The sequence below is a fragment of the Herbaspirillum sp. AP02 genome (assembly GCF_015767275.1).
In the GTDB taxonomy this organism is placed as follows: Bacteria; Pseudomonadota; Gammaproteobacteria; order Burkholderiales; family Burkholderiaceae_D; genus Herbaspirillum.
In genome coordinates, this window is record NZ_JADWMY010000007.1 from 118,857 (window position 1) to 131,971 (window position 13,115).

Sequence of the window (13,115 nt, forward strand, 5' to 3'; positions counted from 1 at the left end):
CATGGAACAACTCGCTCCTCTCATCGCAGCCTCCATCAATGCCGGCACACCCTTGCTGCTGGCGGCCATCGGGCTGTTGATCAATGAACGCTCCGGCGTGCTCAACCTGGGCGCCGAGGGCATGATGCTGGTGGCGGCCATCGCCGGCTTCGCTGTCGGCTATGCCACCAAGAGCCCGCTGCTGGGCTTCATGGCCGGGGCCGTGTGCGGCATGCTGATGGCCACGCTGTTCGCCTGGCTGGCGCTGCGCCTGGCCACCAACCAGGTGGCCACCGGCCTGGCACTGTCGATCTTCGGCGCGGGCCTGTCGGCGTTCGTCGGTCAGCGCTTCGTGGGACTGGCGCTGCCGGCCCAACCCAATTCGATTCCCCTGCTGGCAGACATTCCCTTCCTGGGCAAGGCGCTGTTCCACCAGCACTGGATGAGTTACGTGGCACTGGCCCTGTGCCTGGCCAGCATCTGGTTCCTGTATCGCACGCGTGCCGGGCTGGTGCTGCGCGCGGTGGGCGAGTCGCCGGAGTCGGCCCATGCGCTGGGCTATTCGGTACGCGGCATCCGCTATCTGGCGCTGCTGTTCGGCGGTGCGTGCTGCGGACTGGCCGGGGCCTATATGTCGCTGGTCTACACCCCGATGTGGGTGGAGGGCCTGGTGGCCGGACGCGGCTGGATCGCGCTGGCCCTGACCGCATTCGCCACCTGGCGCCCGGCGCGGGTGTTGCTGGGTTCGCTGCTGTTCGGTGGCGTCACCATCGCCCAGTTCTACCTGCAGGGCATGGGTGTGACGGTGCCGTCGCAGATCCTGTCGATGGCGCCCTACCTGGCCACCATCGTGGTGCTGGCGCTGATCTCGCGCAACCCCGACTGGATCCGCCTGAACATGCCGGCCTCCCTGGGCAAGCCCTTCCGTCCGGGGGCGTCCTGATCCACGCCTGTCGTCTTTCCGTCTTTCGCTTTTTCGTTCCGTTTCTGTAGCAGCACCTGTATTTATCCACTGACCTTGAGGGAGAACACAATGAAGATTTCGCGCAGGGCATCCTTGACGATGCTCGCCACCCTGGCGGCAGCAACCCTGATCGGTTGCGGCAAGAAGGAAGAACCCGCTGCCGCCGCGCCCGCTGCTGCGCCGGCCGCCGCCGCTCCCGCCGCCGATCCGCTGAAGGTAGCCTTCGTCTACATCGGCCCGGTGGGCGATGCCGGCTGGACCTTCGCCCACGACAAGGGTCGCAAGGCCGTCGAGGAAAAGTTCGGCGACAAGGTCAAGACCACCTTCGTGGAAAACATTCCCGAATCCGCAGCCGACGCCGAGCGCGTGTTCCGCCAGCTGGCCACCGATGGCAACAAGCTGATCTTCGGCACCACCTTCGGCTACATGGAAGCCATGCTGAAGGTCGCCAAGGAATTCCCGGACGTCAAGTTCGAACACGCCACCGGCTTCAAGACCGCCGACAACCTGGCGCAATACGACGTGCGTACCTATGAAGGTGCTTACCTGGCCGGCGTGGTCGCGGGCAAGATGAGCAAGTCCGGCAAGCTGGGCGTGGTGGCTTCGGTGCCGATCCCGGAAGTGATCCGCAATATCGATTCCTTCACCCTGGGTGCGCGCTCGGTGAACCCCAAGGCGACCACCGCCGTGGTCTGGGTGAACAAGTGGTTCGATCCGGGCAAGGAACGTGAAGCTGCGACCACCCTGATCGGCCAGGGCGTGGACGTGCTGATGCAGAACACCGACTCCGCCGCCGTGGTCCAGACCGCGCAGGAAAAAGGCGTCTATGCCTTCGGTTGGGACAGCGACATGACCAGCTTCGGCCCCAAGGCCCACCTGGCCGCCTCGATGATCAACTGGGGCGTGTACTACACCGCCCGCGTGCAGGCAGTGCTGGATGGTTCGTGGAAGAGCAGCACCAGCTGGATCGGTCTGAAGGAAAACGGCATCGACCTGGCCGCCTTCAATCCGGAACTGCCAGCCGACGTGAAGACCCTGGTGGAAGAGCGCAAGAAGGGCATCGTCGATGGCTCCGCGCCGATCTGGAAGGGTCCGATCAAGGACAACGCCGGCAAGGAAGTGCTGGGCAAGGACGCCGTAGCTGACGACGGCTTCCTGCATGGCATCAAGTTCTACGTCGAAGGCGTGGACGGCAAGGTTCCGGGCTGATCGTCACGGGCGCCACCACTGCGCCCTCTCTGGAATGACCGCAAAAGACCGCTGGCACCGCGAGGTGTCGGCGGCTTTTTTTTGGCAAAGCGGGATTCCACGGGGGCGCTTTCCCGCATATACATTGCTTTCATGCAATTTTTTGATGCGTGATTTCGGCTTCCGGGCGGTCCGGCGGATATCCGCTGAAAGCCGCGATCCACCGCTATCGCAGCCGCATCCTGCCTGTATAATGCACAGCCAGCCCGGGCGGAAAGCTGGCTTTTTCCTTCACTTTCTGCCGCATTGAACTACAGGATTTATGCAAAAAGCCCGCAAACCGATCGAAATCAAAATTTCCACTGTGGTTGCCATTTCGGCAATCCTGCATGAAACTGATCCGACTTCGCTGGAATCCGCTTTGAAGGAAATGACCGGTGGCGTGGCCGACTTCTTCGAGGACGAGTTCGCGGTCCTCGATATCGGCTCCCTGGACGCCGATGCGGCTGCCGGCATCGACTGGAGCGCCGTGGTGGCGCTGTTCAAGCGCTTCCGCCTGAACACGGTGGCGGTGCGCAATGCGCCCGAGCAATTGCACGCCGGCATCGTCGGCCACGGACTGGCCATCGATACCTCGGCGGTGTCTGGCGCCGGCGCGGCCAATGCCCGCGCCCAGGAAGCCGTGGCTGCCCCCGCACCCGCACCTGTCGCTGCTGCACCGGCACCCGCCTCCCCCGCACCGGCCGCCGCGCCTGAAGCGCCCGCCGCTCCCCAGGCCCGTACCGTCGTCATCGATACCCCGGTGCGTGCCGGCCAGCGCATCTATGCGCGTGGCGCCGACCTGGTGGTGCTGGCCGCGGTCAACAACGGCGCCGAACTGATCGCCGACGGCTGCATCCACGTCTACGCGCCGTTGCGCGGACGGGCGCTGGCCGGTGCGTCGGGCAATACCGAAGCGCGCATCTTCGCCGCGTCACTGGAAGCGGAACTGGTTTCCATTGCCGGAGTCTATCGAACCTTCGAGAACGGTCACGCACCGGAGCTCGCGGGCAAGCAGGTGCAGGTGCGCCTGCAGGGCGAACGCATCGACGTGCTGCAGATGTCAGCGTCCTGAGCCGGACTCCGGTGCCCCCCATTTAAACGAATAATCGGGCCGGACCCCACCGGCGTACTGTTCTTCTTAAGGAGTTTTTCGTGGCAAAAATCATCGTTGTGACTTCGGGTAAGGGCGGCGTCGGCAAAACGACGTCCAGCGCCAGTTTCGCATCGGGCCTGGCCATGCGTGGCCACAAGACGGCCGTGATCGACTTCGACGTCGGTCTGCGCAACCTGGACCTGATCATGGGCTGCGAACGCCGCGTGGTCTACGACCTGATCAACGTGATCAACAAGGAAGCCACGCTGAACCAGGCCCTGATCAAGGACAAGCACTGCGACAACCTGTTCATCCTGCCGGCCTCGCAGACCCGCGACAAGGACGCCCTCTCCGAAGAAGGCGTGGAACGCGTCTTGAACGATCTGTCGAAGATGGACTTCGACTACATCATCTGCGATTCGCCGGCCGGCATCGAGCATGGCGCAGTGATGGCGCTGACCTTCGCCGACGAGGCGATCGTGGTGTCCAACCCGGAAGTGTCGTCGGTGCGCGATTCGGACCGCATCCTGGGCATCATCCAGGCCAAGTCGCGTCGTGCTTCCAGCGGCGGCGAGCCGGTCAAGGAACACCTGCTGATCACCCGCTATTCGCCCAAGCGCGTGGAAGATGGCGAGATGCTGTCCTATACCGATGTGCAGGAAATCCTGCGCATCCCCCTGATCGGCATCATCCCCGAGTCGGAATCCGTGCTGCAGGCCTCCAACCAGGGCTCCCCGGCGATTCACCTGAAGGACTCCGACGTGGCGCAGGCCTACCAGGACGTGGTGTCGCGCTTCCTCGGCGAGACCGTCGAGCTGCGTTTCACCACCTACGAAAAGCCGGGTCTGCTGCAGCGCATCTTCGGAGGTAAGTGACATGTCCCTGCTTTCTTTCCTGTTCCCCAACAAGCCCAAGAGCGCGGTGGCGGCGAAGGAGCGGCTGCAGATCATCATCGCCCGCGAGCGCTCCAACGGTCGCCAGGGGCCGGATTTCCTGCCGGCACTGCACAAGGAACTGATCGAGGTCATCTCCAAGTACACCAAGGTCAATGCCGACGACATCAAGATCTCGCTGGACCGCCAGGGCAACCTGGAAGTGCTGGACGTGAACGTGGTGCTGCCCGATAGCGACGTTCCTGCGGCCTGACCTGGTGGTCGCCGCAAGTGCAAGGGCAGCTCCGGCTGCCCTTTCGTCCATCTGATTACCCTTGTCGATATGCTGCCCAACGCCAGCCTGATGCCATGAAGATCGGGATCATTTCCTCCGACGCCGATACCGTCACCCTGGTGACGCAACTGGCCGAACGCCACGACGCCACCGTCTATAGTGGCGCCGACGGCTTTGCCGCGGCCTGCGACGATGGCGCGCAACTGGTCGTGCTGGACATGGACGACGTGCAACGGCAATTCCAGGCCATCACGGTCCTGGTGCAACGCCATCGGCCGCCAGCCGCCGCCAAGGCCCGACCGGTACTGCTGCTGCTGTGCACGCCGGCCCACCAGGCCTGGCTGCGCACCCTGCTGCTGGCCGGCGCCGACGATTTCCTGGTCAAGCCGGTGCGACGCCAGGAGCTGGCCTTGCGGCTGGATCTGCTGTTGCTGGCGGCGCACCCTTACGAAGTGCCGCCCAGCATCATCGAGGCCGGCGGCTTCATGGTCGACCTGGCACGTCTGCGCGTGACCCATCCGGGGCTGCCGCATCTGGATGCCACGCTGACCCGCAAGGAAGCCGAGCTGGCCCTGCTGTTCATGCAGCACCTGGGACGGCCGCTGTCGCGCGCCTTCCTGCAGGAACGCATCTGGGGCAATGAGCCGGAAACCCCGACCCGCACCATCGATACCCACGTCTCGCGCATCCGGACCAAGCTGGGACTGCAACCGGCCAATGGCTACCAGTTGGCGACCGTGTATGGCTACGGCTACCAGCTGGAGCGGCTGGAGTAGCGCAAGCAGCGCGAACCGCAAGCGCGTCTGGCTGCTCGCCCTGTTGTTTTGTCGTTTGCAGTGAACGCCAAACCTGATCCATGTCACAGACATATACCGATTATCCGGGACCGTCCCAACCCGATATTGGCCGAAGAGTATAATTATTCCCAAAACCGGGGCCGAAACTGTTCGAAATTGTCCGTTTCGGGACTCATAGATCGCACCATCCCAGCTCATCGGCACTGCTGCCGCGCTCTCCATGCATTTGCTCGCTGTCGGACTCAACCACACTACCGCGCCTGTCTCGCTGCGCGAGAAAGTGGCCTTCCCCGCTGACCAGATCGGTCAGGCGGTGTCGTCCGCGCGTGCCTGGTTTGGCGGCAATGACAGGATCATCGCGTCTGGCGAAGCGGCCATCCTCTCCACCTGCAACCGCACCGAGCTGTATGCCGCGGCGGCGGCCGGGCGCGACGGGGTGGAGTTCGCCATCGACCGCACCGCGCAGTTCCTGGCCGATTACCATCACATCCCATACGCCGACCTGCGTCCCTATCTGTATTCGCTGCCGCAGGACAATGCCGTACGCCACGCCTTCCGCGTCGCTTCCGGCCTGGATTCCATGGTCCTGGGCGAGCCGCAGATCCTGGGCCAGATGAAGGATGCGGTGCGCCAGGCTGATGCCGCCGGCGGCCTGGGCACCTACCTGCACCAGCTGTTCCAGCGCACCTTTGCAGTGGCCAAGGAAGTGCGCACCACCACCGAGATCGGCGCCCATAGCGTATCGATGGCGGCAGCGGCGGTGCGACTGTCGCAGCGCATCTTCGATTCGATCTCCGGCCAGAACGTGCTCTTCATCGGCGCCGGCGAGATGATCGAACTGTGCGCCACCCACTTCGCCGCACAGAATCCCAAGACCCTGACGGTGGCCAACCGCACCATGGAGCGCGGCGAAACCCTGGCCCATCGCTTCAGCGGCCGCGCCATCCGCCTGGCCGACCTGCCAGCGCAGCTGGCCAGCTTCGACATCGTGGTGTCCTGTACCGCCTCGCAACTGCCCATCATCGGCCTGGGGCTGGTGGAACGGGCCGTCAAGGCGCGCCGCCACAAACCCATCTTCATGGTCGACCTGGCCGTGCCACGCGACATCGAAGCCGAAGTCGGCCGCCTGGATGACGTCTTCCTCTACACCGTGGACGACCTGGCTTCGGTGGTCCAGAGCGGCGTCGAGAACCGCCAGGCGGCGGTGGCGCAGGCCGAGGCCATCATCGAGACCCGCGTGCAGTCCTTCATGCACTGGATCGACAGCCGCGCCATGGTGCCGCTGATCCAGGACCTGCAGGAAACCGGCGAGGCCCTGCGCCTGGCCGAACTGGATCGCGCCCGCCGCATGCTGGCCAAGGGCGACGATGTGGAAGCCGTGCTGGAAGCCCTCTCCAAGGGCCTGACCGCCAAGTTCCTGCACGGCCCGCAACAGGCCCTGCACCACGCCCAGGGCGAACAGCGCAGCCAGCTGGCTTCGCTGCTGCCGCAACTGTTCCGCGCCAAGCGTTAGCGTTCCCCTCTCCCGCCGTCTGCGTCCTTGTCTGATGCAGTCGGCTGATCGTGCTGCCTTTCCCCGGCCGCCGATATCTCCTTCTTCCCCTGTTTTACGTTACCGGATTCGACACCCATGAAACCATCGATGCTCGCCAAACTCGACCAGCTTGCCGAACGGCTGGAAGAGCTCAACAGCCTGCTGGCCCAGGAAGATGCCACCGCCAACATGGACAACTTCCGCAAGATGACCCGCGAACACGCCGAACTGGGGCCGCTGGTGGCGCTGTATCACGACTACGTGCAAGCCGGTGACGACATCCGCACCGCCCAGGAACTGCTGTCGGACCCTGACATGAAGGCCTTCGCCCAGGAAGAGATCGATGGCGCCAAGGCGCGCATGGAAGCACTGGAGCTGGACCTGCAAAAGATGCTGCTGCCGCGTGACCCCAACGACGAGCGCAACATCTTCCTGGAAATCCGCGCCGGCACCGGCGGCGATGAATCAGCCCTGTTTGCCGGCGATCTGCTGCGCATGTACACCCGCTATGCCGAACGCCAGCGCTGGCAGGTGGAGATCGTCTCGTCGTCCGAATCGGAACTGGGCGGCTACAAGGAAGTGATTGCCCGCATCGTCGGCTTCGGCGCCTATTCGCGCCTGAAGTTCGAATCGGGCGGCCACCGCGTGCAGCGTGTGCCAGCCACCGAAACCCAGGGCCGCATCCACACCTCGGCCTGCACGGTGGCGGTGATGCCCGAGGCCGACGAGGTCGAGGATGTGGACATCAACCCGGCCGATATCCGCATCGACACCTACCGGGCCTCCGGTGCCGGCGGCCAGCACATCAACAAGACCGATTCGGCCGTGCGCATCACCCACCTGCCCACCGGCATCGTGGTGGAGTGCCAGGACGACCGCAGCCAGCACAAGAACAAGGCCCAGGCCATGAAGGTGTTGGCCGCGCGCATCAAGGACGTGCAATTGCGGGAACAGCAGTCCAAGGAAGCCGCCACCCGCAAGTCCCTGATCGGCTCGGGCGACCGCAGCGAGCGCATCCGCACCTACAATTTCCCGCAGGGGCGCATGACCGACCATCGCATCAATCTCACGCTCTACAAGCTGGACTTCATCATGGATGGCGACCTGGACGAACTGACCAATGCGCTCATCACCGAACACCAGGCCGAGCTGCTGGCACAGTTGGGGGACGATTGAGCGGAGCGGGAACCAGGTTGCCCCGTACCGGTCCCAGGCTGACCTTGCGTACTGTTCGGGGGAACAGAGTGCAGGGTCCCCGGGATGTCTCTACAATCGCGTCATGGCCGGATCGCCGCAGCCATGAAAATCCCACCAACCAAGACATTTTCGAACAATAACCATGAAATCATCCAAACCGGTTTTCCTGTTGGTGGCGCTGGTGTGCGCCGGCCTGCTGGCCTTTGCCATGTATCTGCAGATCGTCGAGGAAATGCAGCCCTGCCCGCTGTGCGTGATCCAGCGCTACATGTTCGTGCTGGTAGGGGTCTTCGCGCTGATCGGCGCCAGCCTGCCGGCCGGAGCGCGCCGCGGTAGCGCGGCACTGGGCCTGCTGGCCGCACTGGGCGGTGCCGGCACGGCGATCTGGCATCTGTATGTGAAGGCGCATCCGGGCGTCTCCTGCACCACCGACCCGCTGGAAACGGCCCTGAACCAACTGCCCACCGCCAAGCTGCTGCCGCAGATGTTCACCGCCGACGGCTTCTGTTCGGCTCCGTGGCCGCCGGTATTCGGGCTGCAGATCCCGACCTGGTCACTGATCTGGTTCGCCGTGCTGGCCGTGATGCTGGCCGTGCAGGCCTTCAAACGCGCACCACGCACCACGATCTGGAAATGATGGAACCGCTGTCCAGCTACGCCGGCTGCACGCTGGCCACCGTATTGAAGACGGCGCCGCTGGACCCGCTGGAAAACCGTATCCTGCTCTGCCATGCCCTGCGCCTGACGCGGGTGCAACTGATCACGCAATCGGAACGGCGCCTGGACGAGGCCGAGTCCGATGCGCTCAAGACCCTCTACGCACGGCGTCTCCGGGGCGAGCCGATCGCCTACATCGTGGGCCTGCGCGAGTTCTATGGACTGGATTTCCGGGTGACGCCGGATGTACTGATCCCGCGCCCGGATACCGAACTGCTGGTGGAACTGGCCATGGAAAGATTGCCCTCGGGCGGTGCCTTGCTGGACATGGGCACTGGATCGGGTGCGATTGCCGTCTCCATCGCCCATAGCCGGCCCGATGCCCTGGTCACGGCGCTCGACGCCAGCGCGGCGGCGCTCGCCATCGCAGGCGAGAACGCCGCAGCCCACCAGACCCGCGTGACCCTGCTGGAGAGCGACTGGTACAGTGCCCTGGCGAGGGACCAGCGTTTTGCCGTGATCGCCTCCAACCCGCCCTACATCGTCGAAGGTGACCTCCACCTTTCGCAAGGCGACCTGCGCTTCGAGCCGGTCGATGCCCTCACCGACCACGGCGATGGCCTGTCCGACCTGCGCACCATCATCGATGGCGCCCCGGCGCACCTGGTATCGGGAGGCTGGCTGTTGATGGAACACGGCTACGACCAGGCCGCCGCAGTGCGCGCCCTGCTGACCGGCACCGGTTTTGCGGACGTGCAAAGCTGGCGCGACCTGGCCGGCATCGAACGCGTAAGCGGCGGCCGCCTGGCCTGACGCGCTCCCTCCACACGCTCAGTTCACTCCACAGGGGCCGCTCAGGCCGCCTGTTTTCCTCCACTTTGCGGTGATTGCGGTGCTTGCGACGGCCCCTGGCCCAGTTGAGCCAGCAATGAAGCTTCCTTCAGTTGTGCAGCCTGCAAGTGACGCTCCTTGACATGCCCATAGCCCCGAATCCCTTCTGGGACGCGGGCTACGGCAATCACCTGCTCCAGATTGGCCGGTGTCAGTTGTGCAAAAAGGCGCGTGAGGGTGTCACGATAGGCGCCGATCAAGGCGCGCTCCTGCCTGCGTTCCTCGGTATAGCCGAAAGGATCGAAGGCCGTGCCACGCAGGAAGCGCAACCGGGCCAGCACGCCAAAGGCCGGCATCATCCAGCTGCCGAAGGCCTGCTTGCGCAGGTGGCCCTTTTCATCGCGGCGCGCCAGCAGCGGTGGTGCCAGGTGGAAGCGCAGCTTGTAGTCGCCCTCGAACATACCGGCGATCTTGGCCCGGAAGGCCGGTTCGCTATACAGGCGCGCCACCTCGTATTCATCCTTGTAGGCCATCAGCTTGAAGAGGTAGTTCGCCACTGCCCGGCTCAGCTTGAGGCCGCGACCAGCCTCGCCCAGCGCGCTTTCACGCTGGCGCACCTGCTCGACGAAATCGCGGTAGCTGCGGGCATAGGCGGCGTTCTGGTAATCGGTGAGGAAGGCCACGCGACGCTCCACCAACTCATCCAGCGACGGCGTGCGTTTGAACTCAATCACCTGCGCGCTCATGCCGTTGCGGCCGGCCGCATTGAGGACGAACTCGACATCATGCGCCGCCACCCGGCCCCAGGCAAAGGCTTGCTTGTTGAACTCCACCTGCAGCGCGTTGAGCTCGATGGCGCGCAGCAGGGCTCCCTCCGACAAGGGGACCCAGCCCTTTTGCCAGGCATAGCCCAGCATGAACATATTGGTCGCGATGGCGTCGCCCATCAGAGCGGTGGCAATGCGACCAGCGTCGACCAGCGACAGGTTGTCGCGGCCGCAGGCCTGGGCGATCTCGCCCTCGCTGGAAGCGGTGGGGAATTGCCAGTCGGGATTGCGCACGAAGGCCGCCGTCGGCATCTGCGTGGAATTGACGGCGGCATGGGTACGCCCCTCTCCCATACGCGAGAGGGCGTCGCGGCCCGCCGTGACGATCACGTCGCAACCGATGACCAGATCCGCCATGCCGGTACCGACACGGGTGGAATGGATGTGCGCCGCGTCCTCGGCCACGCGCACGTGCGACATCACCGGCCCGCCCTTCTGTGCCAGGCCGCTCATGTCCAGCACCGAGCAGGCGCGTCCTTCCACGTGCGCAGCCATGGCGATGATCTGGCCGATGGTGATCACGCCGGTGCCACCGACGCCAGTGACCAGGATACCGTAGGGCTGAGCCAGCCCCGGCAGCACGGGCTGCGGCAGCGCCGGCAAGCTCGGACCGGCGGAGGCCTTGGCGCGGGCAGGCTTCTTCAACTGCCCGCCTTCCACGGTCACGAAGCTGGGGCAGAAGCCGTTGACGCAGGAATAATCCTTGTTGCAGGACGACTGGTTGATCTGGCGCTTGCGGCCGAACTCGGTTTCCAGCGGCTCCACCGAGAGACAGTTCGATTGCACGCTGCAATCGCCGCAGCCTTCGCACACGGCTTCGTTGATGACGGCGCGCTTGGCCGGGTCCGGGTAGGCATTGCGTTTGCGACGACGACGCTTTTCCGAGGCGCAGGTCTGGTCGTAGATCATGGCCGAAACACCCGGCATCTCGCGCAGCTCGCGCTGGACCGCATCGAGTTCGCTGCGATGGCGGATGGTCACGCCCTCGGCCCAGCGGGTGCCGGCCGGATACTTGTCCGGTTCGTCGGTGACGACGATGATCGGCCCCACGTTCTCGGCGGCCAGCTGGCGCGAGATCATGGCCGGATCGAGCGGGCCGTCGAACTCCTGGCCGCCGGTCATGGCGACCGCATCGTTGTAGAGAATCTTGTAGGTGATATTGACCTTGGCGGCGACCGAGGCGCGTACTGCCAGCAGACCGGAGTGGAAGTAGGTGCCATCGCCCAGATTGGCGAACACGTGCTTCTCGCTGGTGAAGGGTGCCTGCCCGACCCAGGTCACGCCCTCCCCGCCCATGTGGGTGAAGAGATTGGTTTCACGGTCCATCCAGGTCACCATGTAGTGGCAACCGATACCGGCCAGGCCACGGCTGCCATCGGGCAGTTTGGTGGAGGTATTGTGCGGACAACCTGAACAGAAATGCGGGATGCGGTCCTTATCGGGATCGGGCTTGCTGCTGATGTTGAGTGCGGCTTCCTTGGCTTCCAGATAGGCCACGCGGGTACGCACGCGCTGCTCCACGGGATGGCCGGCAAAGTAGCGCGAGATGCGGGTGGCAATGGCGCGCGCGATCTGCGCCGGGTTCAGTTCATAGGTGGCCGGCAGCAGCCAGTTGCCATGGCCTTCACGCTGCGATCCGCTCCATTCGCCGGTGTCGTCGAACTTGCCGACCACGCGCGGGCGCACATCGTCGCGCCAGTTGTAGAGTTCTTCCTTCAACTGGTATTCGAGGATCTGGCGCTTCTCTTCCACCACCAGGATCTCCTCCAGCCCCTGGGCGAATTCGCGCACGCCTTCGGCTTCCAGCGGCCAGGTCATGCCGACCTTGTAGAGGCGGATGCCGATGTCGGCGGCGACCTGTTCATCGATGCCCAGGTCTTCCAGCGCCTGGCGTGTATCGAGATAGGACTTGCCGGCGGTGATGATGCCGATGCGCGCACGCGGGCTGTCCCAGATGATGCGGTTGAGCTTATTCACGCGGGCGTAGGCCAGCGCGGCGTACCACTTATAGTTGATCATCCGCGCTTCCTGACCCAGCACGGTGTCGGGCTGGCGGATGTTGAGGCCATCAGGTGGCAGTGCGAAGTCTTCCGGCAGCTGGATCTTGATGCGATCGGGATCGATCATCACCGACATCCCGGACTCCACCAGGTCGGTCACGCACTTCATGGCCACCCACAGGCCGGTATAGCGGCTCATGGCCCAGCCATGCAGGCCGTAGTCGAGATACTCCTGCACCGAAGACGGATAGAGCACCGGGATGCCGCAGGCCTTGAGGATGTGTTCGCTCTGGTGCGCAGCCGTGGAGGACTTGGCGGCATGGTCGTCGCCGGCGATCACCAGCACGCCGCCATGCCTGGACGTGCCGGCCATGTTGGCATGCTTGAACACGTCGCCACAGCGGTCCACGCCAGGCCCCTTGCCGTACCACAGCGAGAAGACGCCATCGTATTGCGCGTCCTTGAAGAGATTGACCTGCTGCGTGCCCCACACGCTGGTGGCCGCCAGGTCCTCGTTCATGCCGGGATGGAAGCGGACCTGTTTCGCTTCCAGGTATTTGCGGGCCTTCTCGGCGGTCTGATCGACCGCGCCCAGGGGCGAGCCGCGATAGCCGGTGATGAAGCCGGCGGTGTTGAGCCCGGCGCGTTCATCGTATTGCCGCTGCAGCATCGGCAGGCGCACCAGCGCCTGGATACCGGTCATGAAGACGCGGCCGCGCTCCAGCGCATATTTGTCGTCCAGGGATACATCGTCCAGCAGCAGGCGTTGCCCGGCGGGTAGGGGTGCGTTCATGTGGTCTCCGTGCCAAAAATCTTGTTTTTGCCTGCACATGCTCCCG

Annotated in this window: 11 protein-coding genes; 10 read left to right on the forward strand and 1 reads right to left on the reverse strand. The window is 64.5% G+C overall.

Annotation, left to right across the window (positions count from 1 at the left end; genetic code table 11):
* The first annotated feature begins 1 nt into the window (after nt 1).
* The 10 genes from I5R65_RS15385 to prmC all read left to right on the forward strand — a co-directional run bounded on the left by I5R65_RS15385 (nt 2) and on the right by prmC (nt 9,431).
* Nucleotides 2-922 carry an ABC transporter permease gene (locus tag I5R65_RS15385; RefSeq protein ID WP_077236177.1) on the forward strand — a complete coding sequence of 307 codons (921 nt, stop codon included), beginning with the start codon at nt 2-4 and terminating at the stop codon, nt 920-922.
* A gap of 90 nt (nt 923-1,012) precedes the next feature.
* A complete protein-coding gene (locus I5R65_RS15390) occupies nt 1,013-2,152 on the forward strand; it encodes a BMP family ABC transporter substrate-binding protein (RefSeq protein ID WP_077236178.1) in 1,140 nt (379 codons plus the stop codon).
* Nucleotides 2,153-2,453: 301 nt separating this feature from the next.
* The gene (minC, locus tag I5R65_RS15395; protein ID WP_180668490.1) at nt 2,454-3,245 is read left to right on the forward strand and encodes a septum site-determining protein MinC; all 792 of its coding nucleotides are present in this window, start codon (nt 2,454-2,456) and stop codon (nt 3,243-3,245) included.
* 80 nt (nt 3,246-3,325) lie between these two features.
* The gene (gene minD, locus I5R65_RS15400; protein WP_180668491.1) at nt 3,326-4,141 is read left to right on the forward strand and encodes a septum site-determining protein MinD; all 816 of its coding nucleotides are present in this window, start codon (nt 3,326-3,328) and stop codon (nt 4,139-4,141) included.
* 1 nt (nt 4,142) lies between these two features.
* Nucleotides 4,143-4,412 (forward strand): cell division topological specificity factor MinE, encoded by a 270-nt coding sequence (gene minE / locus I5R65_RS15405; RefSeq protein WP_180668492.1) that lies wholly within the window; start codon nt 4,143-4,145, stop codon nt 4,410-4,412.
* A 95-nt stretch (nt 4,413-4,507) separates the two neighbouring features.
* Complete coding sequence (locus tag I5R65_RS15410; RefSeq protein WP_180668493.1) at nt 4,508-5,209, forward strand: response regulator transcription factor; 702 nt, start codon at nt 4,508-4,510, stop codon at nt 5,207-5,209.
* Between the two features lie 241 nt (nt 5,210-5,450).
* The gene (hemA, locus tag I5R65_RS15415; protein WP_180668494.1) at nt 5,451-6,743 is read left to right on the forward strand and encodes a glutamyl-tRNA reductase; all 1,293 of its coding nucleotides are present in this window, start codon (nt 5,451-5,453) and stop codon (nt 6,741-6,743) included.
* A 117-nt stretch (nt 6,744-6,860) separates the two neighbouring features.
* Nucleotides 6,861-7,940 (forward strand): peptide chain release factor 1, encoded by a 1,080-nt coding sequence (gene prfA / locus I5R65_RS15420; protein ID WP_006465134.1) that lies wholly within the window; start codon nt 6,861-6,863, stop codon nt 7,938-7,940.
* Between the two features lie 163 nt (nt 7,941-8,103).
* Nucleotides 8,104-8,598, forward strand: coding sequence for a disulfide bond formation protein B (locus tag I5R65_RS15425; RefSeq protein WP_180668495.1), 495 nt, complete (start codon nt 8,104-8,106; stop codon nt 8,596-8,598).
* Nucleotides 8,598-9,431 carry a peptide chain release factor N(5)-glutamine methyltransferase gene (prmC, locus tag I5R65_RS15430; protein WP_180668632.1) on the forward strand — a complete coding sequence of 278 codons (834 nt, stop codon included), beginning with the start codon at nt 8,598-8,600 and terminating at the stop codon, nt 9,429-9,431. Before I5R65_RS15425 ends, prmC begins: the two co-directional genes overlap by 1 nt.
* Before the next feature lie 41 nt (nt 9,432-9,472).
* Here prmC and I5R65_RS15435 read toward each other — a convergent pair whose 3' ends face one another.
* Nucleotides 9,473-13,069 carry an indolepyruvate ferredoxin oxidoreductase family protein gene (locus I5R65_RS15435; protein ID WP_180668496.1) on the reverse strand — a complete coding sequence of 1,199 codons (3,597 nt, stop codon included), beginning with the start codon at nt 13,067-13,069 and terminating at the stop codon, nt 9,473-9,475.
* Between the last annotated feature and the right edge of the window lie 46 nt (nt 13,070-13,115).

What these genes read in the sequence shown, in the direction of transcription:
- I5R65_RS15385 (WP_077236177.1), top strand. Translation starts at nt 2, where the DNA reads ATGGAACAACTCGCTCCTCTCATCGCAGCCTCCATCAATGCCGGCACA.
- I5R65_RS15390 (WP_077236178.1), top strand. Translation starts at nt 1,013, where the DNA reads ATGAAGATTTCGCGCAGGGCATCCTTGACGATGCTCGCCACCCTGGCG.
- minC (WP_180668490.1), top strand. Translation starts at nt 2,454, where the DNA reads ATGCAAAAAGCCCGCAAACCGATCGAAATCAAAATTTCCACTGTGGTT.
- minE (WP_180668492.1), top strand. Translation starts at nt 4,143, where the DNA reads ATGTCCCTGCTTTCTTTCCTGTTCCCCAACAAGCCCAAGAGCGCGGTG.
- I5R65_RS15410 (WP_180668493.1), top strand. Translation starts at nt 4,508, where the DNA reads ATGAAGATCGGGATCATTTCCTCCGACGCCGATACCGTCACCCTGGTG.
- hemA (WP_180668494.1), top strand. Translation starts at nt 5,451, where the DNA reads ATGCATTTGCTCGCTGTCGGACTCAACCACACTACCGCGCCTGTCTCG.
- prfA (WP_006465134.1), top strand. Translation starts at nt 6,861, where the DNA reads ATGAAACCATCGATGCTCGCCAAACTCGACCAGCTTGCCGAACGGCTG.
- I5R65_RS15425 (WP_180668495.1), top strand. Translation starts at nt 8,104, where the DNA reads ATGAAATCATCCAAACCGGTTTTCCTGTTGGTGGCGCTGGTGTGCGCC.
- prmC (WP_180668632.1), top strand. Translation starts at nt 8,598, where the DNA reads ATGGAACCGCTGTCCAGCTACGCCGGCTGCACGCTGGCCACCGTATTG.
- I5R65_RS15435 (WP_180668496.1), bottom strand. Translation starts at nt 13,069, where the DNA reads ATGAACGCACCCCTACCCGCCGGGCAACGCCTGCTGCTGGACGATGTA.